Consider the following 24,863-nt stretch of genomic DNA (forward strand, 5'->3'; position numbering starts at 1 on the left):
TCAGGCGGCCAGGGCGTCGAACGTATCCGCGAGAGTGCGTACCGCGTCCGGGAATGCCGAAGGGTCGGGGCCCGCGAAGTTGAGCCGGACGAACGGGCTCGTGGGTTCGGCCGGGAACCACTCCGCGCCCGGGGCGATCGTCACTCCGGCGGCCGCACAGTCCCGGATCAACCGGGGCACGTCGGTGCCGTCGGGTAGACGTGCCCACAGGTTCAGCCCGCCGCGCGGCACGTGCGCGACATGCGCCCACGGGGCCTGCTCACGCAAGCTGGCGAGCAGCAGGTCCCGGCGTTCCCGCAGATGCCCGCGCAGCGCCCGCAGGTGCGTCCGCCAACCCGGTTGGGTGACGACGTCCAGGGCGGCGGCCTGAAGCAGTCCGCTGACGTACATCGACTCCGCAGCGCGGTCGGCCAGGATGCGAGCCCGCGAGGGCCCGCGGGCGACAACCGCCGCAACCCGGATCGCCGGCGACACACTCTTGGTCAGGGACCGCAGGTAGACGACATGTCCGGAGTCGTCCTGTGCTGCCAGCGGCGTCGGGACTGTGGTGATACCGAAGTCGTGCGCCCAATCGTCCTCGATGAGGAATGCGCCGTGTGCGCGGACAACGTCGAGGATCTTCCTGCCCCGCTCCGGCGACCACTGCGCGCCGGTCGGATTCGCGTAGTTCGGTTGAGCGTAGAAGGTCCGTGCCCCGGTATCGGAGAACGCCCGGGCGAGTTCCTCAGGGTCGGGCCCTTCCGGGCCCGTCGGGACCGGGACCACCCGGACACCGGATTGGGCCGCGGCCCGGATGGCGCCCCAGTACGTCGGTGACTCCATGATCACCGGTTGCCCGGCGCCCGCGAGTGCGCGGAAGACCGAACTGAGTCCGCTCTGGCTGCCCGGCAGCACGACGACGTCGCGCGCGGTCGGCGCGGTGACACCGGCGGGTGTGTCGGCGCGGAGTTCGTGCGCGAACCAAGCCTGCAGTTCGGGCAACCCGTCGACCGGTGGTCGTGCCAGCGCAGCGTCGCTGCGTGCGGCGCGGGCGAGTGCCGTGCGCACCAGTCGCTCCGGCAGCAGCTCGCGGGCTGGATAGCCCGAATGGAACGCCACGACGTCGCTGGTCGTGCTCTGCAGTGCCGCGGACACGGATCGGATCGGCACGTGCGGCGCACGTAATGCCGCCGTCTGCCAGCTGTAGTCCGGTGGACGGGCGACACCCACCGACCGGACGAAGGTGCCGACGCCGGGACGCGTCTCCACCAACCCCTCGGTGGCGAGAACTCGCAGCACCTTCTGGACGGTCACGGGGCTGGCCTGGTAGCGGGCGACGAGGCTCCGCGTGGAGGGCAGTCGCGATCCGGGTGACGCCGCGGCGATCCACCGGCGGAGTTCTGCGACGATTCGAGAACTGCTATCGTCCGACATGAGTGACAATAGTAGCGCTACTCCAAATTTGACGCCCGTGCTATCGGATCCGCGGTCCTCGGGAGTTCTGTGGGGACTTCTCGGGGTCACGGCGTTTTCCTTCACCGTTCCCTTCACGAAGGTTGCGGTCTCTGGGCTCGACCCGCTGTTCATCGGTGCGGCCCGCGCCGTCGTCGCCGCAGCGCTGGCCGCCGTTGCACTGGCCGCGACCCGTCAGCGCCTGCCGCGGAAATCGCAGTGGGTTCGTCTCGCGGTGGTTGCCGCCGGCGTCGTTGCCGGGTTCCCGCTGCTGACGTCGTTCGCTCTGACCGCTGCCCCGGCGAGCCACGGCGCCGTGGTCATCGCACTGCTGCCCGCCGCCACCGCTGTCATGGCCGTGCTGCGCGGACGCGAGCGCACCGCTCGGGCGTTCTGGACCGCGACGGCGGCGGGGGCCGTGACGGCTATCGCCTTCTCGTCGGTGCAGTCCGGTGGTCTGGGGCAGCTGCACTGGGCGGACCTGCTGCTGTTCGGCGCTGTCGTCGCGGCGGCCGTCGGCTATGCCGAGGGCGGGATGCTCGCGCGCGAAATCGGTGCGTGGCAGACGATCTCGTGGTCTCTGGTTCTCGCGTCGCCGCTCATGGTCGTCCTGACGGTGTTCTCGGTGGTCCGGCAGTCACCTGAAGGAACGCCGAATCAGTGGGCCGCCTTCGCGTACCTCGGTGTCGTGAGCATGTTCCTGGGATTCTTCGCGTGGTACCGGGGCTTGGCGATCGGCCCGATGGCGCGGGTCAGCCAGGTACAGCTCGTTCAGCCGGTCCTCAGCATCTGCTGGGCCTGGCTCCTTCTCGGCGAGGGCTTGTCGGTGCCGACCGTCGCCGGGGGAGTGCTCGTCGTCTTCTGCGCGGGGTGGGCTGTCCGGACGCGGCGCGATCCCGCGCCGAACCCGCGGTCTCGGGGTGTCCGCGTGCCGTGACAGAGCGACACCCGACGGGTCCGCGTGGCGTGGTCGCCACGCGGACCCGTCTCGGCGCTACGGCACCAGCACGATCGAGCCGGTGGTCTTGCGTCCCTCCAGATCCCGGTGTGCCTGCTCGGCTTCGTCCAGCGGGTAACTCCCGCCGACCCGCAGCTTCAGGGTGCCCGCGGCGATGGCGTCGAGCACGGCGCCCGCGCGCCACGTGAGCTCCTCGCGGTCGCGCACGTAGTGGGCCAGGGTCGGCCGGGTCACGTACAGCGATCCGCCGGCGTTGAGGCGTTGCAGATCCAACGGCGGAACCGGTCCGCTCGCCGCGCCGAACAACACGAGAGTGCCCCGGATCCGCAGCGACTCGAGGCTCGCGTCGAACGTGTCCTTGCCGACGCCGTCGTAGACCGCGGCGACACCCTCCCCGCCGGTCAGTTCGAGGACCTTCTCGGCGAGCCCGTCGCCGTACCGCAGGACCCGCCAGGCGCCCGCCTCCCGCGACAGCGCCTCCTTCTCGTCCGTCGACACCGTCGAGATGACCTTGACGCCCTTCGCGGCCGCCATCTGCGTCAGCAGCAGACCCACGCCGCCGGCGCCGGCGTGGACGAGCACCGTCTCGCCCGAGCGGGCCGGATACGCCGACTCGATCAGGTAGTGCGCCGTCATGCCCTGCAGCAGCGCCGACGCGGCCTGCCTGGGAGCGACGCCGTCGGGCACGTCGACGGCCACGGCGGCCGGCACGACGACCTTCTCCGCGTAGCTGCCCGGCCCCGCCGCCCACGCCACCCGGTCGCCGACCCCGAACTCGGTGACGTCGGATCCGACCGCAAGCACCACGCCGGTGCCCTCGTCGCCCGGGACGTAGGGGAGATCCCGCGCGTAGGTGCCGGTCCGGAAGTAGGTATCGATGAAGTTGATGCCGATCGCCTCGGTGGCGACCAGCAGGTCGCCGGGACCCGGCGCCGGATCGGGCACCTCGGTGGGGGTGAGGACCTCGGGACCGCCGTTCTCGGACACCACGATTGCACGCATGCTCTCGTTCTACACCCCGGCGCTGGACGGCCGTGGTGGTTGTCCGGCTACCGCACAGTAGTCTGACCTCATGAGCACCGATACCCAGAGCACCGCTGCGGCCCCGGTCCTGCCCTCGGGCACGGTCGCAGCCATCCGCAAGTTCCTCTCCGAGCACGGTGGATCCGCGAGTGCGGTCATCCAGCCGGTGGGTCGCGCCGGCATGCGCATCACGCTGGTCGGAGCCGACGGCATCCTCGGCGACCAGGTGGTCGACACCGTCGCGATCGCGAACGCGGTGGTCGCCTCGTTCGACGAGATCACGGTCTCCGAGTGGGATCGCGCCCTGACCAGCGTCGTGACGCCGCGCCAGGGCCACTTCGCGAAGATGGCGGGCTGGGTGGCCCACCAGACGCGCTTCCCGAAGGCGCGCAACGAGCGCTGACACGATCGAAGGCCGGGGTCCCGCGAGCTGCGGGACCCCGGCCTTCGGCGTTCGTGGGGAGTCGACTCGGCGTCAGGCCGACGCGACGGCCTCGGCGCGCTCGGTGACCGGCACCCGAATGCGTCCGGCGGCGTAGAGAGCGGCGGTTGCGGCGGTGCAGGTACCGGCGAGCGCGACGTGGATGGTCACCAGTGCGGCCGGTACATGCGTCCAGAACTGCACGAGCCCGACGCACGCCTGCGCGACGACCAGCGCGACCACGACCTTCAGTCGCAGCTTCACCGCGGCGCTCGCGCCGACGGCGTACAGGGCGAAGCCGAGGCCGATCAGCAGCGCCAGGTAGCCGACGAGCAGCTCGGCGTGCAGGTGGACGAGGTTGGTGATGTCGAGGTCGAGACGCTCGACCGTGCGCTCCGGGTTCTTGTCACCGGCGTGCGGGCCGGCGCCCGTCACCATGGTGCCGGCCACCAGCGTGCCGGCCAGCGCGACTCCGGTGAGCGCGGTCAGCCAGCTCAGCTGCTTGGGCAGGGTGGTGACCTCGACGCCGTCGTCGGGCTGGTCGATCTTGTGGTACAGCATGACGGACAGCCACACCATCGCCATCGACACCACCAGGTGCAGCGCCACCGTCCACCAGAGCAGCCCGGTGAGTACGGTGATGCCGCCCAGGACCGCCTGCGCGACGGTGGACAGCGGCATCAGCCACGCGTAGAAGAGCACCTCGCGGCGCCGCGCCGCGCGGGTGACGGCGAGCACCACGGCCGCGGCGGTCGCGATCACCAGGAACGTGAGCAGCCGGTTACCGAACTCGATGAACTGGTGGAACCAGGGCGCCGTCGACGACGACGTGGGCACGAAACTGCCCGGGTAGCACTGCGGCCAGGTGGTGCAGCCGAGGCCGGAGGCTGTCACGCGCACCACCGATCCGGTGACCGCGATCCCGCCCTGGCTCAGGATCACTGCGATCGCGATCCACTTCTGGACCGCGAGGGACGGCAGCGGCAGACGGTTGACCAGGTTCACAAACCCGCGATACAGCACGCCCCGATGGTAGAGGGCCGTCCACTACACGCTGTCGTTGGGGTGGGCCTGCCCGTCGGAAACGTGCAGGTAGTCCGACCCGTAGCGGGCGTCACCGTGTGGTGGAACTCGCTCTGAGCGGTGCGCGATCAGGAACCGGACGAGCCGGACGAGCCGGACGAGCCGCTCGATCCGCCGCTGCCCGGGTTGACCGAGACGATGCCCGAGATCGTGCCCTGCATGTAGCGGCCGTCGTGGGTGATCAGCGCCGACATCTGCAAGGTGTCGCCGAGCATCGTTCCCGTCACGGTGCGGGTGGTCCGGACCTCGCCGGTGTCGGGATCGATCACCGCATAGGCGAACCCGTCGAGCGGCGTCGTCGTGTCCAGCCCCTGCCGAACCATCGTGTAGATGTTGCCGTCGGCGGTCGACAGGTGCGGTACCGCCGAGCTGCGGACCTGGTTCTGCCAGATCGTGGTGCAGCCCTGGCCGTCGGCGTCGACGTCGACCCGGGTCATGCCGCCGCGGAACGGCGCGGACGCCGGCACGGCTTCCCCGGCGCCGGCCGGGACCGTGGGGTAGGGGTAGCCGTAGGTGCTCGCGACGAACACCGACCGTCCGACGCCGATCGGCGAGTTCTCGCTGCCGCTGCCTGAGCCGGTGCTGCCGCCGACGCTGCCGGACAGGCTGCCACCGGAGCCGCCGATGCTGCCGGCGCTGCCCAGGCTGCCGCTGTCGTCGCCGGGCGGGAGGACCGGCTCCTTGCAGACCTCGTCGCCGGTGGACGAGCGGTACACGAGCAGGTTCACCTGGCCGTCGGCGTTGTCGACGATCGTCAGGTACTCCGATCCGGTGGTCGGCCCGAAGTAGGTGGGGGTGGATCCGGTGCCCCAGCTGAGCTGTCCGGGCTTGCGGGCCGAACCGCGGTCGTACGGCCGGCGCCAGTCGATGTGGGGCTGGGCGTCCGGTCCGGCGCTCAGCTGGTACGTCGCATGCGTGGACGCGACGGCGGTGCCGAGGACCGACGTCGAGATGCTGTTCTGCACCTGCTCGCCCGCCGGCAGCGCGACCGTGCGCGCGGTCCCGGCGGCGTCGACGGTCCCGACGATGCCGCCGCCTGTCGCGAACCAGACGTTGCCGTTCCAGTCGGGGGCGAGGCCCGTGACGTTGTCGCCGTCCGGGATCGCCGACGTCAGATCGACGCTCGTGTCCACGCTCAGGGTCCACTTGCCGTCGGTCTGGGCGTGCCCGATCCGCAGCAGGTGCCGGGTGCCGTCGACGACGACCAGGCGGTTGGCGGAGTCGAGGTAGGCGTACACCCCGCCGAGCAGGCTGCCCTTGGTGAGCTGCAGTTGGGTCAGCGTGCCGCCCACTGGGACCGTCGAGGCCGTCGGATCGAGCAGGTGCACGGTCGGGTTCTGCCCGATCATCGTCGTGCACAGCGCGACCACCAGGCCGTCCGAGCCCTGCAGCAGCGTCGGGCACGCCGAGGCGAGCGGGTACTGCGCGATCGACACGTCGCCGGTCCCCGGGCCCGCCAGCGCGGTGGCATCCGACGATCCGGCATCGCCGTGCATCGTCGAGGTCCCGTCGGGCCCGAGGTGTGGATTGGGCGGCGCCAGCGGCCCCCACACGGGTGCCGCGGAGGCGGTCATCGGGGCCAGCGCCAGCGCGAGTGCGCCGCAGGCGGCGAGCGAGGTCCGTCGGAGTCCGTTGATCAGCGAGGCGGTCACGACGGACATTGTGGTACTGGACGGTCGGTCGCGGGACGGTTTCGCCCCACACGCACCGAATGAACGAATATTCGTGTCAGGTGAACTTGAACGTGCGGGTCGCGATGAATCCGGTCACGACCGCCCACACCGCCAGGATCGCCACGCACAGGACGTTGATGCTGCCCGAGGTGGCGTCCTCGAGGGCCTGGGCGAGCGCGCCGGACGGGACCAGCTCGGCGGCGACCCGGACGCCGGTGTGCAACTGGTCGGCGAAGATGACGCTGCCGATGCCGGCCATCGCGAACCAGAGGATGTTCGCGAGCGCGAGGACGATCTCGGCGCGCAGCGTGCCGCCCAGCAACAGGCCCATCGCTGCGAAGGTGACGGTGCCGAGTGCGATCACGACCGCGCCGAGGAGCAGGCCGACCACGCTCGGGCGCCACCCCAGCGCGAACCCGATGGCACCGAGTAGCAGTGTCTGCATCGCCACGACGATCACGACGGCGGCGCTCTTGCCGGCGATGATGCCCCACTTCGGGAGCGGGGTGGCCCCGAGGCGTTTGAGTGCGCCGTAGCGGCGATCGAAACCGACGGCGATCGCCTGACCGGTGAACGCCGTCGACATGATCGCGACCATCATCACGGCGGGGACGATCGTGTCGACACGGTCGTTGCCGAAGTCCCCGATCGGCAGCAGCGTCAGGCCGATCAAGAGCGTGATCGGGATGAACATCGTGATCAGCAGCTGTTCGCCGTTGCGCAGCAGCAGCGTCAGCTCGAGCTTGGTCTGTGCGGCCAGCATCCGTGCGGCCGGCGCGGGCTGGGGCCGCGGGGTGAACGTGCCGTCGGCGAATCGGTTGTCGGCCAGGCGGTCGTGGTGCGTCACGCTCATCCCCTCAGATCCCGTCCCGTGAGTTCGAGGAAGACGTCCTCGAGGCGGCGTTGGTCGACTCGGATCTCCGTGGCCAGCGCGTTCTGTCCCGCGCACCACGAGGTGACCGCCGCGACCACGTGCGGGTCGATCTCGCCGCGCACGACGTACTCACCGGCCGACACCTCCTGCACCTGGAAGTCGGCGGGCAGCGCGGCGCGCAGCGGGGCGAGGTCCAGCCCGGACGGTGCTGTCAGACTGAGCAGGCCCTCGGCACCAGTGCGGGTGATCTCCGACGGTGTTCCGGACGCGACGATCCGACCGTGGTCGATGATGACGAGCTCGTCGGCCAGTTCCTCGGCCTCGTCCATCAGGTGTGTGGTGAGCAGGACGCTGACGCCGTCCCGGCGCAGGGCATCGATCAGTTCCCACACCAGCAGGCGCGCCTGCGCGTCCAGGCCCGCGGTCGGCTCGTCGAGGAAGACCAGTTCGGGTCGGCCGACGAGCGCGCACGCGAGCGACAGCCGCTGCTGCTGGCCGCCCGACAGGCGGCGGTAGGGGGTGCGGCGGGCGTCCTGCAGGCCGAGGCTCCGCAGGAGCCACTCGGGGTCGAGCGGGTCCGCCGAGTACGACGCGACCAGGTCGAGCATCTCGCCGGCCTTCGAGCCGGGGTACGCGCCGCCACCCTGGAGCATGACGCCGATCCGGGGCCGCAGGGCCGCGGAGTCGGCGATCGGATCGAGGCCGAGGACCCGGACGGATCCGGCGTCGGGGGAGACGAAGCCCTCGCACATCTCGACCGTCGTGGTCTTGCCGGCGCCGTTCGGGCCGAGCAGGGCCAGCACCTGTGCCTGCTCGAGGACGAGGTCGAGCCCGTTGACGGCGCGGACGCTGCCGAACGCCTTCACGACGCCTTGGAGACACACTGCCGGCGCACTCGTACCCGACGCCGTTTCCGACGTTCTGACAATCACGAGGAACCAGCCTAGGCCCCGGCCCGATCAGGCTGCCCGGTGGTCCCGGGCTGGGCGCGCCAGAGCAGTTGTTTGCGGGTGAGGAGCATCAGCGTGATGCTGGCGATCGCGGTGGCGATGGCCGCCTGGACGATCATGAACGGCTCGTACTCGGCGCCGTTGGGCATCAGGATCACACTCACGAACGACGAGAACGCGATCGTCGGGATCCGGAACACCGGGCGGGTGGCCCACGCGGCGAGCGGGATGACCGCCCACAGCAGGTACCACGGCTGCACGACCGGGAAGAGCAGGACGATCGCGCCGAGGGACACGCCCAGAGCCCCGACCGGGTGGATCCTCCCGACCAACACGGCGATCAGCATGCGCAGCGCGACGAATGCCGCGATCACCGATGCGATCGGCCGCGTGAGGCTCAGCACCGCGGTGGTGTGATCGCCGAGGCCGAGTAGCACCCCGACCAGGCCGGTTCCGAGCCCCAACAGCGTCGGGATCGACATCCAGCTGCGGACCTCGGTCGCGGTGCCGAGTGTATGTATCCAGCCCATCCCGAGCCCGCTCGCGACGCTGACGAAGACCGTCACGCCGATCGCGACCGACCCGAGCAGGGCCGCCGCCGACACGAGTGCCTTCAGATTCGCCCCCCACTTGCGCGCGAGCGCCATGCCCACGAACCCGAGCGCGAGCAGCGAAGGGATCTTGATCGTCGACGACAGGGCGATCAGAGTCGCGCCCGCCAGCAGCAGGACCAGCGTTCGGCCGCGGATCGGGTCGGTGCCCTCGACGGCGCGCAGCGCCAGTTCCACGCCGGCGAGCATCAGGCCGATCATGAGGGCCTCGTTGTGGATCCCGGCGACCAGGTGGAAGAGCACCAACGGGTTCGCGGCGCCGAGCCAGAGGGCGCTGACGGCCGAGACTCCGCAGCGTCGGGCGAGCCGGGGGAGCGCCCACACGACCAACGCGACCCCGGCAAGTGCGAGGAGCCGGTGCAGGAAGATCCCGGCCATGATGTTGTCGCCGGTCAGCCACGTGATTCCGCGGCCCATCCACAGGAACAGTGGACCGTACGGAGCGGGCGTGTCACGCCAGATGTTCGGGACGGTCCGGGTCAGGACGTGGTCGACGCCCAGGGCGCCCGCGGGGCCGATCTCGTACGGATCCAGCCCGCGCGCCGTGATCTCGCTCTGCGCGAGGTACGAGTAGACGTCCCGGCTGAACATCGGCGGCGCAACTGTGAGAGGAATCACCCACAGCAGCAGGGTTCGGTCCAACTGCGATCGGCTCAACTGCCGCGGGGGGCGTCCACCGCGGAGGCTGCCGACCGCGAAGCGGCCGAGCAGCAGCCACGCGAGGACCACCATCACGGTGCCGGTCATGGCCATGCTCAACGTCGCGCTCGGCATGCGGGCGGGCAGTCCGAGCACGCGCAGGCCCTGCACGGGATTCTGCAGAACCGGTTGCGCGCCGGCGCCCAGGGCGCCGATCGCCATGAGCACTGCACCGGTCGCGCCGAACAGGCGGATCCAGTGCAGTTGACGGGTTTCGGCGGCGTCGAGGCTCGGGGCCTCGCTCTCGTCGCCGTGGAGCGCGTCGGCTACCGACGGGCGGTGTGTGCGCCCGTCGATTCCGAGCACACGCTTGGCGAAGGTCGTCGCGCGTTCGACCCGGGACCGGGCCGGGGCATCCGACTCGGGATCCATCTCGGTCTGCTGCACACGGTGCAGCGTAGCGGTGCGAACGAGGTGCTCCGGCCGGCGCCGATTCGACCCGCGCGACGGTGGTGTGGCGTCGATTACACAGGGCACCCTTCGTGGACCGGCGGATCGAATTCCGTCACACTGGTGTTGTGAAATCGGAAGCGGCCCGGCGTTCGAGTGGAGAAAGTGCAGGTCACGCGCCTGTTCAGGTCTCCGCGGGTTCGTCGCTGCCCGTGCCCGGCGCGCACGAAGGACATACCCGCGCGGCGGTGGTGCAACTGCTCGTCGAGGAGGGGCCGATCTCGGCCACCGACATCGGTGGTCGCCTGGGCCTCAGCGCGGCCGGTGTTCGACGGCATCTGGATGCGCTCATCGAGGCGGGCGAAGCGCAGGAAGCCAGCTCGGCCAGCTGGCGGCAACGGGGCCGCGGGCGGCCCGCGAAGCTGTTCCAGATCACCGCGGTCGGTCGGGGGAAGCTCGGCCACACCTACGACGACCTCGCGGGTGCGGCGATGCGCCAGCTGCGCGAGATCGGCGGCGACGCGGCCATCGAGGACTTCGCCCGACGTCGGGTGCAGTCCATCGTGGGCAAGGTCGAACCGGTGCACGCGGACGCGCCTGAGGCCGTCGAGTCCACGGCGGAGGAGATCGCGGACGCGTTCACCTCGGCGGGATTCGCGGCGTCGATCCGCCCGGTCGGCAACGGCGTGCAGATCTGCCAGCACCACTGCCCGGTGTCGCACGTCGCGGAGGAGTTCCCCGAACTCTGCGAGGCGGAGCAGGCGGCGTTCGCCGAACTGCTCGGACGTCACGTGCAACGGCTGGCGACGATCGCGAACGGGGACTGCGCCTGCACGACCCACGTTCCGCTCGCATTACCCCGTAAGACCCCATAGATGTTCTCCCCGGTGGACAGCTCACACCGTTACGTAACAAGACTCCGGAAGGAGCTCGCATGACCGTCACACCAGACCAGGTGACACCCGAGGCGCCACTCTCCCAGGAAGAGACGATCGCTTCGCTCGGCAGCTACGAGTACGGCTGGGCCGACTCCGACGTCGCCGGTGCCAGCGCGCAGCGCGGGTTGTCCGAGGACGTCGTGCGTGACATTTCCGGGAAGAAGAACGAGCCCGACTGGATGCTCGACATCCGACTCAAGGCGCTGCGCACCTTCGACAAGAAGCCGATGCCGCACTGGGGTTCGAATCTCGACGGGATCGACTTCGACAACATCAAGTACTTCGTGCGGTCCACGGAGAAGCAGGCCGAGAGCTGGGAAGACCTGCCCGAGGACATCAAGAACACGTATGACAAGCTGGGCATCCCGGAGGCCGAGAAGCAGCGGCTGATCGCCGGTGTCGCGGCGCAGTACGAGTCCGAGGTGGTCTACCACCAGATCCGCGAGGATCTCGAGGCGCAGGGCGTCATCTTCCTCGACACCGACTCGGGTTTGCGTGAGCATCCGGAGATCTTCCGCGAGTACTTCGGTTCGGTCATTCCGGCCGGCGACAACAAGTTCTCCGCGCTGAACACCGCTGTCTGGTCGGGTGGATCGTTCATCTACGTGCCGCCGGGCGTGCACGTCGACATCCCGCTGCAGGCCTACTTCCGGATCAACACCGAGAACATGGGCCAGTTCGAGCGGACGCTGATCATCGTCGACGAGGGCGCCTCGGTGCACTACGTCGAGGGCTGCACCGCCCCGATCTACAAGTCCGACTCGCTGCACTCCGCGGTCGTCGAGATCATCGTCAAGAAGGGCGGCCACTGCCGCTACACGACGATCCAGAACTGGTCGAACAACGTCTACAACCTGGTGACCAAGCGCACCAAGGTCGAGGCGGGCGGTTCGATGGAGTGGATCGACGGCAATATCGGCTCCAAGGTGACGATGAAGTACCCGGCCGTGTGGATGATGGGCGAGCACGCCCGCGGCGAGGTGCTCTCCGTGGCGTTCGCCGGCGAGGGCCAGCACCAGGACACCGGTGCGAAGATGCTGCACCTCGCGCCGCACACGTCGTCGACCATCGTGTCGAAGTCGGTGGCCCGCGGTGGCGGTCGCGCGTCGTACCGCGGCCTGGTCCAGGTCAACAAGGGCGCCCACGGGTCGAAGGCGACCGTCAAGTGTGATGCCCTGCTGGTCGACCAGATCAGCCGCTCGGACACCTACCCGTACGTGGACGTCCGCGAGGACGACGTGACGATGGGCCACGAGGCGACGGTGTCGAAGGTCAGCGATGACCAGTTGTTCTACCTCATGAGCCGCGGTCTGACCGAGGACGAGGCCATGGCCATGGTGGTGCGAGGGTTCGTCGAGCCCATCGCCAAGGAGCTGCCGATGGAGTACGCCCTCGAGCTCAACCGCCTGATCGAACTGCAGATGGAAGGGGCGGTGGGCTAGTGAGCACCCCCGTGACGGGAGTACAGGGCGCGGCGGCCGGCGAGAATGCCGTCCCCGCAACCAACAAGGGTGAGGTCTTCACCTCGTTCGACGTGAATGCGTTCGAGGTTCCCGGTGGCCGCGACGAGGCGTGGCGGTTCACCCCGCTGCGTCGTCTGCGCGGCCTGCACGACGGCACCGCCGTCGCGTCCGGCAAGGCGACCGTCGAGGTCGGCGGTGACGTCACCGTCGAGACCGTCGGCCGCGACGACGCCCGGCTGGGCCAGGGTGGTGTTCCGTTCGATCGTGTTGCCGCGCAGGCGTACTCGTCGTTCGAGTCGGCCAAGGTCGTGACCGTCGGTCGCGAGACCGAGGTTGCCGCACCGGTGCACATCAAGGTCACCGGCCCCGGCGAGGGCAATGTCGCGTTCGGTCACCTGCAGATCCGGCTCGAGGAGTTCGCGAAGGCCACCGTCGTGCTCGATCAGAAGGGCAGCGGAACCTACGCGGAGAACGTCGAATTCGTGCTCGGCGACAGCGCGTCGCTGACCGTGGTCGCGGTCCAGGACTGGGCCGACGACGCAGTCCACACCGCCGCGCACCACGCGATGCTCGGTCGCGACGCGGTGCTGCGGCACACGTCGGTGAGCCTCGGCGGCGACCTCGTCCGCATCACTCCGACGGTGAAGTTCGCGGGCCCGGGCGGCGACGCCGAATTGCTCGGCCTCTACTTCGCCGATGCCGGCCAGCACTTCGAGCACCGTCTCCTCGTGGATCATTCGCAGCCGCACTGCAAGTCCAACGTCGTGTACAAGGGCGCACTGCAGGGTGATCCGGAGTCGGGCAAGCCCGACGCACACACCGTGTGGATCGGCGACGTGCTGATCCGTGCCGAGGCGGAGGGCACCGACACGTTCGAGCTCAACCGCAACCTGGTGCTCACCGACGGCGCGCGCGCCGACTCGGTGCCGAACCTAGAGATCGAGACCGGCGAGATTGTCGGCGCCGGACATGCCAGCGCCACGGGACGTTTCGACGACGAGCAGCTGTTCTACCTGCGGGCCCGGGGCATCCCCGAGGACCAGGCCCGGCGGCTGGTCGTGCGTGGCTTCTTCCACGAGATCATCAACCGCATCGCCGTCCCGGAGGTGCGTGAGCGCCTCGAGGCCGCCGTCGAGGCCGAATTGGCCGCGGTCGGCGCCTGATCCGACTCGCTGCCTTTCCACCGATACTTCGCAGATACCCGCATAGGAAATCGAATGTCTACGCTTGAAATCCGCGACCTGCACGTCAACGTCGCCAACTCGGACGAGAACGCCGAGCCGATCAACATCCTCAAGGGTGTGAACCTGACCGTCAGCTCGGGCGAGACCCACGCCATCATGGGCCCCAACGGCTCCGGCAAGTCCACCCTGTCGTACGCGATCGCCGGTCACCCCAAGTACGAGGTGACCTCGGGCTCGATCACCCTCGACGGCGAGAACGTCCTCGAGATGAGCGTCGACGAGCGCGCTCGCGCCGGCCTCTTCCTGGCGATGCAGTACCCGGTCGAGGTGCCCGGCGTCTCGATGTCGAACTTCCTGCGCACCGCGGCCACCTCGGTCCGTGGCGAGGCCCCCAAGCTGCGCCACTGGGTCAAGGAAGTCAAGGAGGCGATGAGCGAGCTCGAGATCGACCCGACCTTCGGCGAGCGCAGCGTCAACGAGGGCTTCTCGGGCGGCGAGAAGAAGCGTCACGAGATCCTGCAGCTGGGCCTGCTCAAGCCGAAGATCGCGATCCTCGACGAGACCGACTCCGGCCTCGACGTCGACGCGCTGCGCGTGGTGTCCGAGGGCGTCAACCGCTACAAGGAGCGGGAGGACGGCGGCATCCTGCTCATCACGCACTACACCCGCATCCTGCGCTACATCAAGCCGGAGTTCGTGCATGTGTTCGTCAACGGCCAGATCGTCGAGTCCGGCGGTGCCGAGCTCGCCGACGAGCTCGAGGCCAACGGCTACGTGCGCTTCACGCAGGCTGCCGGGGCAGGGGCGTAGCCCGGATGACCACCACGGCGGCGGCGCTGGACGTCACCAGGATCCGGGAAGACTTCCCGATCCTGGGACGGACCGTGCGCGACGGAAAGCCCTTGGTGTACCTGGATTCCGGTGCCACCTCGCAGCGTCCGGTCCAGGTGCTCGACGCCGAGCGGGAGTTCCTGACCACGTGCAACGCAGCGGTGCACCGCGGAGCGCATCAGCTGGCCGAGGAGGCCACCGACGCGTACGAGGGTGCGCGTGCCGCGATCGCGTCGTTCGTCGGCGTCGATTCGGACGAGCTGGTGTTCACCAAGAACGCCACCGAGTCGCTCAACCTGGTCGCCTACGTGTTCGGCGACGACCGCTTCGACAAGGTCGTCGGACCCGGTGACGAGATCGTCGTCACCGAACTCGAACACCACGCGAATCTCGTTCCGTGGCAGGAGCTTGCGCGCCGCACGGGTGCGACGCTGCGCTGGTACGGGATCACCGACGACGGTCGCATCGACCTGGATTCGCTCGAGCTGACCGACAAGGTCAAGGTCGTCGCGTTCACCCACCAGTCGAACGTGACGGGCGCGATCTCCCCGGTCGCCGAACTGGTCCGCCGCGCGCAGGCCGTCGGCGCGATCACGGTGCTCGACGCGTGCCAGTCGGTTCCGCACATCGCGGTCGACTTCCGTTCGCTCGGTGTCGATTTCGCGGCGTTCTCGGGACACAAGATGCTCGGTCCGTCCGGTGTCGGTGTGCTCTACGGCCGTCGTGAGTTGCTGTCGTCGATGCCGCCGTTCATCACGGGCGGCTCGATGATCGAGACGGTCACGATGGAGGTCAGCACCTACGCGCCGCCGCCGCAGCGGTTCGAGGCCGGCGTCCCGATGACCTCTCAGGTCGTCGGGCTCGGTGCGGCCGTGAAGTACCTCGAGAACATCGGCATGGATGCCGTTGCGGAGCACGAGCACCTGCTCGTGACCGCGGCACTCGAGGGCCTCGCGGGCATCGACGGCGTGCGGATCGTCGGCCCCACCGACGGTATCGACCGCGGCTCGGCCGTGTCCTTCCTCGTCGACGGCATCCACGCGCACGACCTCGGCCAGGTTCTCGACGACGACGGCGTCGCCGTGCGCGTCGGGCACCACTGCGCGTGGCCGATGCACCAGCGGTTCGGGATCGCCGCGACCGCGCGGGCGTCGTTCGCGCTGTACAACACCCTCGACGAGGTCGATGCGCTCATCGCCGGAATCCGGCGGGCGCAGGACTTCTTCGGCGTAGGCGGAGGTGCCTGATCGTGCGTCTCGAGCAGATGTACCAGGAAGTGATCCTGGACCACTACAAGCACCCGCACGGCCGTGGTCTGCGTGACCCGTTCGGCGCCGAGGTGCATCACGTCAACCCGACCTGCGGCGACGAGATCACGCTGCGGGCGCAGCTGACCGACGGCGAGGACGGCCGGCCGGTCGTCGCGGACATCTCGTACGACGGTCAGGGCTGCTCGATCAGCCAGGCGTCGACGTCGGTGCTCTTCGACCAGATCGTCGGGATGCCGCTCGACGAGGCGCTGCGCACGGTCGACGCGTTCAACGAGATGGTCAGCAGCCGCGGCACCGTCGAGGGCGACGAGGACGTGCTCGGCGACGGCATCGCGTTCAGCGGTGTGTCGAAGTACCCGGCGCGCGTCAAGTGCGCGCTGCTGGGATGGATGGCTTTCAAGGACGCCGTTGTTCGAATAGTCGACGACGAGAACGACCTGGCTCGAACCGGAGGACAGACATCATGACGGACACCCAGGCCGAGCAGGCCCAGAACGACTCGGCCGCGGCCGAACCGACCGCCGAGTACGGCGCGAGCCTCGCTCCGGAGCGCCTCGACGAGCTGGAGGAGGCGATGCGTGACGTCGTCGACCCCGAGCTGGGCATCAACGTCGTGGACCTCGGCCTGGTCTACGACTTCAAGGGCGGCGACGAGAACGGCATCGACGTCGTCACGCTCGACATGACGCTGACGTCCGCGGCGTGCCCGCTGACCGACGTGATCGAGGAGCAGTCCAAGCGGGCCCTGGTCAACAGCGGGCTGTGCGACGAGCTGCGGATCAACTGGGTCTGGATGCCGCCGTGGGGCCCGGACAAGATCACCGACGACGGCCGCGAGCAGCTGCGCGCCCTCGGATTCACGGTCTAGCTTGGCCGCCCGGCACGCCCGGGAACTGACCTATCGGGAGGTCGGTGCCACCGCCGGAGAGCTGCCGGCGGGGTACCGGCACATTCGCGAGTCATCCGACATCGGACGCGGTGAGGACACGTTCCTCGCCGCGTCCGATGCGTTGATGCGCTGGGACGTCCACCGTCGCGCGGGCCTGCGGGTGGAGGCGACCACATCGACGGTGATGCCGGGCAGTGACGTGGTGCTGCGGTGGTTCGGGTTCACGATCCCGTGCCGCGTCGTCTATGTCGTCGACGAACCGGACCGGCGGGGCTTCGCGTACGGGACTCTGACCGGGCATCCGGAGTCGGGGGAAGAACGCTTCTGCGTCGAGCGCGGCCCCGACGGTTCGGTGCGGGCCACGGTCACTGCGTTCTCCCGTCCGGGTCGCTGGTTCACCCGACTCGGCGACCCGGCCGCTCGCGCGGTCCAGCACCACATGACGCGGCGCTATCTGCGGGCGTTCGCCCGCTGACGCTCACGCGCGCTTGCGCCGCGGCTTCTTCGCGGTGGCCGGTTCCACCTGCTCGCCGGCCGCCTCCAGGCTGCGTTGGAGAGCGGCGACCAGGTCGACCACCTCGGCGTCGGCGCCGACCTCGGCCCGTTCGGCGGCGGGGATCACCTTCTTGCCGCCGCTCGCGATCGCCTCGTCCAGCAGCTGACGCAGCTGGATCTGGTAGTCGTCGGTGAACTCGGTCGGATCGAAGTCCTCGGCCATGCTCTCGACGAGCGTGCCGGCCATCGCCAGCTCCTTCGGCTTGGGCTCGTCGGCGTCCTCGAGCGACGGGAACTCCGCCGCGCGGACCTCGTCGGGCCACAGCAGCGTCTGGATCACCAACACGCCGTCGCGCTCGCGCAGCGCCGCCAGCCGGGTCTTCTGCCGCAGCGTGAAGTGGACGAGAGCGGTGCGGTCGGCCTTCTCGAGTGTCTTCGCCAACAGCACGTAGGCCTTGGGCGACGACGAGTCCGGCTCGAGGTAGTAGCTCTTCTCGAACAGGATCGGGTCGATCTGCTCGGTGGGGACGAACTGCAGCACCGGGATCTCGTGTCTCTCGGCGGCGGGAAGCTTCTCGAAGTCCTCGTCGGTGAGGATGACGCGGTCGCCCTCCTCGGAGTCGTACGCCTTGTCGATGTCCGCGAACTGCACCGTCTGGCCGCACTCGCTGCACACGCGGTTGTACTTGATCCGCCCACCGTCCTTGGCGTGGACCTGATGGAAGCGGATGTCGTGGTCCTCCGTCGCGGAGTACACCTTGACCGGCACGTTGACCAGCCCGAACGCGATGGAACCCTTCCAGATTGATCGCATGCACCCCACTATCACCCAGATCGGTGCGTGGTGTGCGCGTGGGAGCGAAGATCATCACCATCTCGAGACATTTCGGCTACATCGGAGCGACCGTGCGGCGGCCGCGAGCTGTCTGCGGAAAACGCCGGACAAACAGTGAGACAACACTTGCGACAAAGGACGACAATTGGTCTAGGCCGATCCAGGCTGTTACTTGTGACAAACAACATCACCTCACCCAAGGTCCTGTCCCTCCTCCTCGCCGCGGGCACCCTCGCTGCCGGTGTCGCGACGGCAACCGCCGGTACCGCGGCCGCCGCGCCCGCCGCCGTCACGAAGACCGTCGTGATCGGCCTCGACGGCACGATGCTCGACTACGTCAAGTCCGCGAACACCCCGAATCTGCACCGCTTGATCGCCGAGGGCACCAGCGGCCAGTCGTCGATCCTCGGCCACCCGACGATCTCCGGTCCGTCGTGGTCGACGATCCTGACCGGCGTGTGGCACACCAAGCACGGTGTCGTCGACAACTCCTTCAACGGTTCGCGTTACGACCAGTACCCGACCGCGTTCACCCGCATCGAGCAGGTGAAGCCGGAACTGCGCACCGCGTCGATCTCGACGTGGGGCGGTATCGCCACGATCGCCGGATCCGGAAACCCGAAGGCCGACGTCGTCGTGACGACGCCCGGCGTCGGCAGCGAAGCGGCGACGGATGCGGCCACCGCCAACGCCGTCGCCGCCGAGATCACCTCCAACGGGCCGGATTTCGTGTTCACCCAGCTCGATCAGGTGGACGGTGCCGGGCACTCGTCGGGCACCGCCGGACCGGAGTACGTGCCCGCGCTCGAGCGTGTCGACGTCGAGGTCGGCAAGATCGTCGCCGCCGTCGACGCCCGGAGCAAGGCCACCGGGGAGAAGTGGACCGTCCTGGTGACCTCCGACCACGGTCACAAGCCCACCGGTGGCCACGGCGGCCAGAGCGCCGAGGAGGCGTCGACGTTCGTGATCGCCCGCGGCGCCGGCTACCAGGCGGGTGCCACCGACGACGACTACACCATCGCCGACATCACGCCGACGGTCCTCGACAACCTCGGCATCGCGGAGCCCGCCGACCTCGACGGCGCGCCGCTGGCGAAGACGGCGCCGCCGGCGACCGGATCGCTCGGCCTGCTGTCGTCCTGGATCCCGACGGGCTCGCTCGGATCCTGAGTCACGGCCGTCGGACGCCGGCCATGGCCAGCGTTCGACGGATCGGCGGCGGCACCGTCCGGAACAGGTGCCACATCGCGCCGATCGTGCCGGGGGCGTCGGCGCGCCGTGACAGGTAGGCGCGCTGACGCTCCACCGGCAGGGAGAAGAAGGCGTCGAAGAACTCGGGCGTCCGGGCGGGGTCGAGGTCGAGCAGGGCGGACAGGCCCACGTTCCGCAACGAGCGCACGATCCGAGCGGGCCACGGCCACAACACCTTTGCGGGATCGGACCCGGAGATCAGTGCCCCGACGACGTCGTCGACGGCGCTCAGCGTCGCCGCCACGCTGTATCCGGTGCCCGGGTGGATCAGTCCCGCCCGGGCGCCGAACGCGGCTACATCGCTGCGAGCCCGATGTGGCTCTACGGGGAACCGGACCCGCTCCACCTCGAGATTCGCGGGCGGCTCGACCCCGCGCGTGCGCAGGCGTGCGTCGAGCCGACAGCGCAGCTCGTCGAGCGGCAGTCCCGGCCGGCCCACGAGGCAGGTTTCCTCGAGCAGGACGGTGTCGTCGCCCAACGGCATCGCATACAGGAACGACGGTGGATCGTCCGGCGCGGCCGCGTTGTCGCGGCGCCAGTCCATGAACCAGCACCCGGCCTCGCCCATCGCGGGCGCCGCCGCCGATGCCGGCACCACGATCCCGAACGCGGTCTGCTCGGCGAGCGCCGGGTCCGGCGACAGGCCGCGGGCGTCGATCACCCGGCCGGCCCGAATCTCGGTCCCGTCGCGCAGCAGCACGACCCGTGTTCCGACCGCCGCCGCGAACCCGCCGACCACCCGAACCCCAGCGAGGTCCAGGCGGCGGTGCAGCGCCCGGTTGTCGAGCACGCCGTACGCGCGGTCGAGAGCCCGTGGGCGGGTGGTCCAGACATGCGGGCGGGCGACCGTTGCCCGCAGCACCCCCGGGCCGAGCCAGTGGGGGAGTTCGTCCACCCACGCCGCGTAGGTCGGCGTCCACGGCCGGTCCGGATGCGGGTCGACCGCGACGACGTCCAGGCCGGCGCGGGCCGCGCGGTGCGCGAGGGCGCGACCGGCGGGGCCGAGCCCGACGACCGCGAGATCCGGCTGCGAGATCAGAGCGCGCCCGTCGCGAGCAGGCCGCCGTCCACCCGCACGGTCTCGCCGGTGATCCAAGCGGCAGCGTCGGAGACCAGGAACCCGACCAGGCCTGCGACGTCCTCGGGCGTGCCGAGCCGCTTCATCGGGTAGATCGACGACGCCTGATCCTCACCGCCGGCCACGAGCGCGGCCGCGAACTTCGTCTTCACGACACCCGGGGCGACCGCGTTGACGCGGATCTTCGGGCCCAACTGCCACGCGAGTTCCTCGGTGAGGCGGATCAGCGCAGCCTTCGACGCGCCGTACGCGGCGATGACGCCGGTGGACCGGATGCCCGCGACGCTCGCGAGGTTGACGATCGCTCCGCCGTGCTCGCCCATCCACGCCCGGTACGCCTCCTGCACGTACCCGAGGGCAGCGACGACGTTGACATCGAAGATCTTGCGGACCGCGTCGAGGTCAGCCTCCATCAACGCCCCGTAGACGGGGTTGATCCCGGTGTTGTTGATGAGGATGTCCAGCGAACCCAGCTCGGACACGGTCCGCGACACCGCGTCGTGTCGCGCGGCGGCATCGCCGGAGTTGCCGGCGATGGCGACGACGTGCCCGCTCTCGCCGAGTGCGCGCAGTTCCATCGCGGCCTCGTCGAGCGGCTCGGCCTTGCGGGCGGTGACGACGACATTGGCTCCGCGTGCGAGGAGCTCGGCGGCGATGGCCTTTCCGATCCCGCGGCTGGCACCGGTCACCAGGGCGTTACGCCCTTGCAGATCCTTCTCGCGTGTCATGGCACCGCACGTTATAGGAGTCACGTGGCCGCCGTGTGGCGCCGGCCGCATGCCACGGTAAAATCGGTGGTTCTTGTGCTCATTTGCGGGCATCACGACGTCCTGGTCACGCCTTCGCGTCGCCGAAGTTGTGCCTGCGGCTCTCACCGAGGAGATTTGCTTGATTACCGCCACCGACCTTGAAGTTCGTGCCGGTGTGCGGACGTTGTTGTCCGCGCCGGGGTCGGCGTTGCGGGTGCAGGCGGGTGATCGGATCGGACTCGTCGGGCGTAACGGTGCCGGCAAGACGACCACGTTGCGGATCCTGGCGGGTGAGGGTGAGCCGTACGCGGGTGCGGTGATCCGCAGCGGCGATCTCGGGTATCTGCCGCAGGACCCGAAGGAGGGTGATCTCGAGGTCCTCGCGAAGGACCGGGTGCTGTCGGCGCGGGGGCTCGACGAGATCATCACGAAGATGGAGAAGCAGCAGGCCATCATGGCCGAGGCGGTCGACGACGCCACCCGGGACAAGGCGGTCCGCAAGTTCGGCAACCTCGAGGACCGCTTCTCCGCGCTCGGTGGCTACGTCGCCGAGTCCGAGGCCGCCCGCATCTGCCACAGCCTGGGCCTGCCGGACCGGGTGCTGAACCAGCAGCTCAAGACATTGTCGGGTGGTCAGCGGCGCCGCGTCGAACTCGCCCGGATCCTGTTCGCCGCCTCCGACGGCTCGGGTGGCAAGTCGAACACCACGCTGCTGCTCGACGAGCCCACCAACCACCTCGACGCCGACTCGATCACCTGGCTGCGCGGGTTCCTGCAGAACCACGACGGCGGCCTGATCGTGATCAGCCACGACGTGGACCTGCTCGCCGACGTCGTCAACAAGGTGTGGTTCCTCGACGCGGTGCGCGGGGAGGCCGACATCTACAACATGGGCTGGAAGAAGTACCTCGACGCCCGCGCCACCGACGAGCAGCGTCGCCGCCGCGAACGCGCCAACGCCGAGAAGAAGGCCAGCGCACTGCGGCAGCAGGCCGCCAAGCTCGGCGCGAAGGCCACCAAGGCGACCGCCGCGCAGAACATGGCCAAGCGTGCCGACAAGATGATGGCCGCGCTCGACGACGTGCGGGTGGACGACAAGGTCGCGCACATCCGGTTCCCCGAACCGGCGCCGTGCGGCAAGACGCCGCTCATGGCGCGCGAGCTCACCAAGGTCTACGGGTCGCTGGAGATCTTCACCGGTGTCGATCTCGCGATCGACCGCGGCTCGCGGGTGGTGATCCTCGGGCTCAACGGTGCCGGCAAGACCACGCTGCTGCGGCTGCTCGGCGGGGTGGAGACCCCCGACCTGGGTGAGTTGGTGCCCGGGCATGGCCTGAAGATCGGCTATTTCGCGCAGGAACACGACACCCTCGACGACGACGCGAGCGTGTGGGAGAACATCCGGCACGCCGCCCCCGACGCGGGCGAGCAGGACCTGCGCGGGCTGCTGGGGGCGTTCATGTTCACCGGCCCGCAGCTCGACCAGCCCGCCGGCACCCTGTCCGGCGGCGAGAAGACCCGCCTGGCGTTGGCCGGGCTGGTGTCCTCGGCGGCGAACGTGCTGCTGCTCGACGAGCCCACCAACAACCTCGACCCCATCTCCCGCGAGCAGGTCCTCGAGGCGCTGCGCAGCTACACCGGCGCCGTCGTCCTGGTCACCCACGACCCCGGCGCCGCGGAGGCCCTCAACCCCGAACGCGTCATCCTGCTGCCCGACGGCACCGAGGACCACTGGTCACAGGAGTACCTCGACCTCATCCAGCTCGCCTGAATCGTCCCGTCTCCGCTGGCTGAGCGAGTTTCCGGTTTGTTGATCACCCGTCGATCGGTGATCTAGCCTGGAAACTGAGTCTCGCTCAGCTGACCGGAGGACGTCATGGCGGAGATCTCAGGGATTTCACGGGGGGCCCGTATCACCGGGGAATCGCGCGACAAGCTACGCGACGACTTGAAGGCGCAGTACGAGGCGGGTGCGAGCATCCGCTCCCTCGCCGAACAGACCGGCCGCTCGTACGGGTTCATCCACAACGTGCTCGTCGAGGCCGACGTGACCCTGCGGCGGCGAGGTGGGCCGAATCGGCGCAAGAAGACTGTTTGACGCATCGTCGGACGGAAGTTCTGGTCCGGAACCTGTCTCGCGGCCATGGTGATGGTCATCATCCGAGGTATCTGCCGCGCGCCATCGGTGTGATTCACCATCGCGATCCACCGGGACGATGGTCTCGACGAAAAGTCGCCGATACCGTCGAGCTCATGGCGTGGTTGGTACTCGTCGCTCCGGGGATCGTCATGCTGGTGGCCGGGGTGGTGTTGCCTCGGCGCGCTCAACTGAGGCGGGCGCGCCATTACGGCGTCGCGCAAGGCATTAGCGTCCGCTAGACGTTCGCCGGCGGCCGACCGGATGAGGAGCCGTCGATCCGTCCGCGCAGTTTTGGCAGGCCGGGACCCTCGAGCTCGTCTGTAATTCCGCCGCGGCCAGCCATGGACATGAGGAGGGCCTCGCCCTGTCCGCGGACTTCAGGTCCGCGTCCCGCAGTCCAGTCCAGGTCTGTTGCGACCAACCGAATGCCCTGGATTCGTCGGAGCGCGCCAATCGGGGGCGCAATGCGCGCGAAGTTCAGAGCGGGCACCAGCCTCTCCGCCGGGATGTCCCGGGGAAGGCCGAGCGGTCGACGAATGTCCTGCTGGTGAATCATCGCGTCGACGAGCGCGATCCGACTCCCGAAAGCGGTGGTGAGCCCTCGGGGCTGCAGGCTGCGGTCGAGCAGGTCGAGCAATTGCTGCGGGGTGTGCTCGGCGAAGTCGTCGAGCCCGATCGCGTTGGCACGGTCGAACCGCAGCCATCCGCGAGTGAACCTGCTCACGACCCCGCCTGCGCTCAACTCCTCGTAGCTCAGCATGTGGGCGACGACGTCGCGGACGCTCCAGCCCGCACACAGCGACGGCGTCTGCCAAAGCTGCAGGGCCAGTGAGTGCAGGAGATTCGCGAGTTGGGTCCGCTCGGCGCGGGCCAACTCCTTCAGGTCACGCATCGCAGTTCCCGGCCGGTCGGCGATCGGTAGGCATGTATGCAGTATCGCTCGAACCCACCGGGGTGTAGGTCAGTTACATGACAAGGATCGAAGTCGATGAAGAGGTGAGTCGGTTCAGGAGTCTCTCCGCCGCACCGATTCCTCGACGAGATCGAGCACGGCCGACAGGTTCTCGGCGCCGTGCCCGGACGCGATGCGGGCGATGAGGCCGTCGAGGACGAGGTCGAGGTAGTCGAGCAGGACGTCGGTGGGCAGGTCGTCGCGCAGCCGTCCAGCGGACTTCTGGTGTTCGAGCCGACGCACCGTGGCCTCGGTCAACTCGGCGCTGCGCTGGGTCCAGTCGCGGGCGAACTCGGGATCGGTGCGCAGACGGCGGGCGATCTCGAGCCGGGTGCCGAGCCAGTCGAATTGCTCGGGGGAGGCCAGCATGTCGCGCATCACCTGGACGAGACCGCCTTCGGCGACCACGTCGGCCATACGCTTGGCGTCCTCGTGCGCGAGCGCCAGGAACAGGCCGTCCTTGTCCTTGAAGTGGTGGAAGATCGCACCCCGGGACAACCCGGTGGTCTCCTCGAGACGGCGCACCGTAGCGCCGTCGTAGCCGTACTGCGCGAAGCACTGGCGAGCCCCGTCGAGAATCTGGCTCCGCCGCGCCGCGAGGTGGTCTTCACTGACCTTGGGCACAGCCGACATCCTTTCGTACGAAACGGAAACGGCGGGCCCGAGACTGACGT

General features: G+C 69.2%; 25 protein-coding genes. 13 read left to right on the forward strand and 12 right to left on the reverse strand.

The features are described from left to right. Positions 1 to 1,413 (reverse strand): PLP-dependent aminotransferase family protein, encoded by a 1,413-nt coding sequence (locus tag ACQ5DX_RS09465; protein ID WP_430332377.1) that lies wholly within the window; start codon positions 1,411 to 1,413, stop codon positions 1 to 3. On the opposite strand from ACQ5DX_RS09465, the gene ACQ5DX_RS09470 reads away from it, so the two are divergent. Continuing rightward, on the forward strand, positions 1,412 to 2,368 hold the full coding sequence (locus ACQ5DX_RS09470; protein WP_430332378.1) for a DMT family transporter: 957 nt from the start codon (positions 1,412 to 1,414) through the stop codon (positions 2,366 to 2,368). The genes ACQ5DX_RS09465 and ACQ5DX_RS09470 overlap by 2 nt on opposite strands. Positions 2,369 to 2,425: 57 nt before the next feature. Here the strand turns inward: ACQ5DX_RS09470 and ACQ5DX_RS09475 are convergent, their stop codons facing one another. Next, positions 2,426 to 3,391 (reverse strand): quinone oxidoreductase family protein, encoded by a 966-nt coding sequence (locus ACQ5DX_RS09475; RefSeq protein ID WP_430332379.1) that lies wholly within the window; start codon positions 3,389 to 3,391, stop codon positions 2,426 to 2,428. A 70-nt stretch (positions 3,392 to 3,461) separates the two neighbouring features. Between ACQ5DX_RS09475 and ACQ5DX_RS09480 the strand changes: the two genes are divergently transcribed. Then, entirely contained in the window at positions 3,462 to 3,815 is a 354-nt protein-coding gene (locus tag ACQ5DX_RS09480) for a hypothetical protein (protein ID WP_430332380.1), read from the forward strand. 72 nt (positions 3,816 to 3,887) lie between these two features. Here ACQ5DX_RS09480 and ACQ5DX_RS09485 read toward each other — a convergent pair whose 3' ends face one another. The 5 genes from ACQ5DX_RS09485 to mptB all read right to left on the reverse strand — a co-directional run bounded on the left by ACQ5DX_RS09485 (position 3,888) and on the right by mptB (position 10,095). Beyond that, positions 3,888 to 4,856: a COX15/CtaA family protein gene (locus tag ACQ5DX_RS09485; RefSeq protein ID WP_430332381.1), complete on the reverse strand. Its 969-nt coding sequence runs from the start codon at positions 4,854 to 4,856 to the stop codon at positions 3,888 to 3,890. Between the two features lie 128 nt (positions 4,857 to 4,984). Further along, positions 4,985 to 6,577 (reverse strand): hypothetical protein, encoded by a 1,593-nt coding sequence (locus tag ACQ5DX_RS09490; protein ID WP_430332382.1) that lies wholly within the window; start codon positions 6,575 to 6,577, stop codon positions 4,985 to 4,987. A 67-nt stretch (positions 6,578 to 6,644) separates the two neighbouring features. Beyond that, complete coding sequence (locus tag ACQ5DX_RS09495; RefSeq protein ID WP_430332383.1) at positions 6,645 to 7,442, reverse strand: ABC transporter permease; 798 nt, start codon at positions 7,440 to 7,442, stop codon at positions 6,645 to 6,647. Further along, the gene (locus tag ACQ5DX_RS09500) at positions 7,439 to 8,329 is read right to left on the reverse strand and encodes an ABC transporter ATP-binding protein (RefSeq protein ID WP_430332384.1); all 891 of its coding nucleotides are present in this window, start codon (positions 8,327 to 8,329) and stop codon (positions 7,439 to 7,441) included. The genes ACQ5DX_RS09495 and ACQ5DX_RS09500 overlap by 4 nt, the downstream gene beginning before the upstream one ends. Positions 8,330 to 8,406: 77 nt before the next feature. Then, a complete protein-coding gene (mptB, locus tag ACQ5DX_RS09505) occupies positions 8,407 to 10,095 on the reverse strand; it encodes a polyprenol phosphomannose-dependent alpha 1,6 mannosyltransferase MptB (RefSeq protein ID WP_430335606.1) in 1,689 nt (562 codons plus the stop codon). A 146-nt stretch (positions 10,096 to 10,241) separates the two neighbouring features. On the opposite strand from mptB, the gene ACQ5DX_RS09510 reads away from it, so the two are divergent. The 8 genes from ACQ5DX_RS09510 to ACQ5DX_RS09545 are packed head-to-tail and all read left to right on the forward strand — an operon-like array spanning position 10,242 to position 17,164. After that, entirely contained in the window at positions 10,242 to 10,988 is a 747-nt protein-coding gene (locus tag ACQ5DX_RS09510) for a helix-turn-helix transcriptional regulator (protein ID WP_430332385.1), read from the forward strand. Positions 10,989 to 11,047: 59 nt separating this feature from the next. Continuing rightward, on the forward strand, positions 11,048 to 12,493 hold the full coding sequence (sufB, locus tag ACQ5DX_RS09515; protein WP_430332386.1) for a Fe-S cluster assembly protein SufB: 1,446 nt from the start codon (positions 11,048 to 11,050) through the stop codon (positions 12,491 to 12,493). After that, entirely contained in the window at positions 12,493 to 13,677 is a 1,185-nt protein-coding gene (gene sufD, locus ACQ5DX_RS09520) for a Fe-S cluster assembly protein SufD (protein ID WP_430332387.1), read from the forward strand. The genes sufB and sufD overlap by 1 nt, the downstream gene beginning before the upstream one ends. A gap of 54 nt (positions 13,678 to 13,731) precedes the next feature. Next, on the forward strand, positions 13,732 to 14,508 hold the full coding sequence (gene sufC / locus ACQ5DX_RS09525; protein ID WP_430332388.1) for a Fe-S cluster assembly ATPase SufC: 777 nt from the start codon (positions 13,732 to 13,734) through the stop codon (positions 14,506 to 14,508). A 5-nt stretch (positions 14,509 to 14,513) separates the two neighbouring features. Next, positions 14,514 to 15,776, forward strand: coding sequence for a cysteine desulfurase (locus ACQ5DX_RS09530; RefSeq protein ID WP_430332389.1), 1,263 nt, complete (start codon positions 14,514 to 14,516; stop codon positions 15,774 to 15,776). A gap of 2 nt (positions 15,777 to 15,778) precedes the next feature. Then, positions 15,779 to 16,267 carry a Fe-S cluster assembly sulfur transfer protein SufU gene (gene sufU / locus ACQ5DX_RS09535; protein ID WP_430332390.1) on the forward strand — a complete coding sequence of 163 codons (489 nt, stop codon included), beginning with the start codon at positions 15,779 to 15,781 and terminating at the stop codon, positions 16,265 to 16,267. Next, positions 16,264 to 16,668, forward strand: coding sequence for a metal-sulfur cluster assembly factor (locus tag ACQ5DX_RS09540; RefSeq protein WP_430332391.1), 405 nt, complete (start codon positions 16,264 to 16,266; stop codon positions 16,666 to 16,668). The genes sufU and ACQ5DX_RS09540 overlap by 4 nt, the downstream gene beginning before the upstream one ends. A 1-nt stretch (position 16,669) precedes the next feature. Beyond that, positions 16,670 to 17,164 carry a DUF1990 domain-containing protein gene (locus ACQ5DX_RS09545; RefSeq protein WP_430332392.1) on the forward strand — a complete coding sequence of 165 codons (495 nt, stop codon included), beginning with the start codon at positions 16,670 to 16,672 and terminating at the stop codon, positions 17,162 to 17,164. 3 nt (positions 17,165 to 17,167) lie between these two features. Here ACQ5DX_RS09545 and ACQ5DX_RS09550 read toward each other — a convergent pair whose 3' ends face one another. Further along, the gene (locus tag ACQ5DX_RS09550; protein ID WP_430332393.1) at positions 17,168 to 17,998 is read right to left on the reverse strand and encodes a Ku protein; all 831 of its coding nucleotides are present in this window, start codon (positions 17,996 to 17,998) and stop codon (positions 17,168 to 17,170) included. Positions 17,999 to 18,193: 195 nt separating this feature from the next. Here ACQ5DX_RS09550 and ACQ5DX_RS09555 point away from each other — a divergent pair, with 195 nt between their 5' ends. Next, on the forward strand, positions 18,194 to 19,189 hold the full coding sequence (locus ACQ5DX_RS09555; protein ID WP_430332394.1) for an alkaline phosphatase family protein: 996 nt from the start codon (positions 18,194 to 18,196) through the stop codon (positions 19,187 to 19,189). A gap of 1 nt (position 19,190) precedes the next feature. Here ACQ5DX_RS09555 and ACQ5DX_RS09560 read toward each other — a convergent pair whose 3' ends face one another. Further along, positions 19,191 to 20,366 (reverse strand): lycopene cyclase family protein, encoded by a 1,176-nt coding sequence (locus tag ACQ5DX_RS09560; protein WP_430332395.1) that lies wholly within the window; start codon positions 20,364 to 20,366, stop codon positions 19,191 to 19,193. Next, positions 20,306 to 21,076 (reverse strand): SDR family oxidoreductase, encoded by a 771-nt coding sequence (locus ACQ5DX_RS09565; protein ID WP_430332396.1) that lies wholly within the window; start codon positions 21,074 to 21,076, stop codon positions 20,306 to 20,308. The genes ACQ5DX_RS09560 and ACQ5DX_RS09565 overlap by 61 nt, the downstream gene beginning before the upstream one ends. A 160-nt stretch (positions 21,077 to 21,236) precedes the next feature. Between ACQ5DX_RS09565 and ACQ5DX_RS09570 the strand changes: the two genes are divergently transcribed. After that, positions 21,237 to 22,868 (forward strand): ABC-F family ATP-binding cassette domain-containing protein, encoded by a 1,632-nt coding sequence (locus ACQ5DX_RS09570; RefSeq protein WP_430332397.1) that lies wholly within the window; start codon positions 21,237 to 21,239, stop codon positions 22,866 to 22,868. A 105-nt stretch (positions 22,869 to 22,973) separates the two neighbouring features. Then, positions 22,974 to 23,195 carry a helix-turn-helix domain-containing protein gene (locus ACQ5DX_RS09575; RefSeq protein WP_430332398.1) on the forward strand — a complete coding sequence of 74 codons (222 nt, stop codon included), beginning with the start codon at positions 22,974 to 22,976 and terminating at the stop codon, positions 23,193 to 23,195. 277 nt (positions 23,196 to 23,472) lie between these two features. Here the strand turns inward: ACQ5DX_RS09575 and ACQ5DX_RS09580 are convergent, their stop codons facing one another. Together ACQ5DX_RS09580 and ACQ5DX_RS09585 are read right to left on the reverse strand one after the other, a co-directional pair. Further along, a complete protein-coding gene (locus ACQ5DX_RS09580; protein WP_430332399.1) occupies positions 23,473 to 24,129 on the reverse strand; it encodes a maleylpyruvate isomerase family mycothiol-dependent enzyme in 657 nt (218 codons plus the stop codon). Between the two features lie 114 nt (positions 24,130 to 24,243). Further along, positions 24,244 to 24,813, reverse strand: a complete 570-nt coding sequence (locus ACQ5DX_RS09585; RefSeq protein ID WP_430332400.1) for a TetR/AcrR family transcriptional regulator — start codon at positions 24,811 to 24,813, stop codon at positions 24,244 to 24,246. Positions 24,814 to 24,863: the final 50 nt, after the last annotated feature.

Origin of the sequence: Rhodococcus sp. ACT016, from assembly GCF_050477185.1 — a bacterium.
In the GTDB taxonomy this organism is placed as follows: Bacteria; Actinomycetota; Actinomycetes; order Mycobacteriales; family Mycobacteriaceae; genus Prescottella.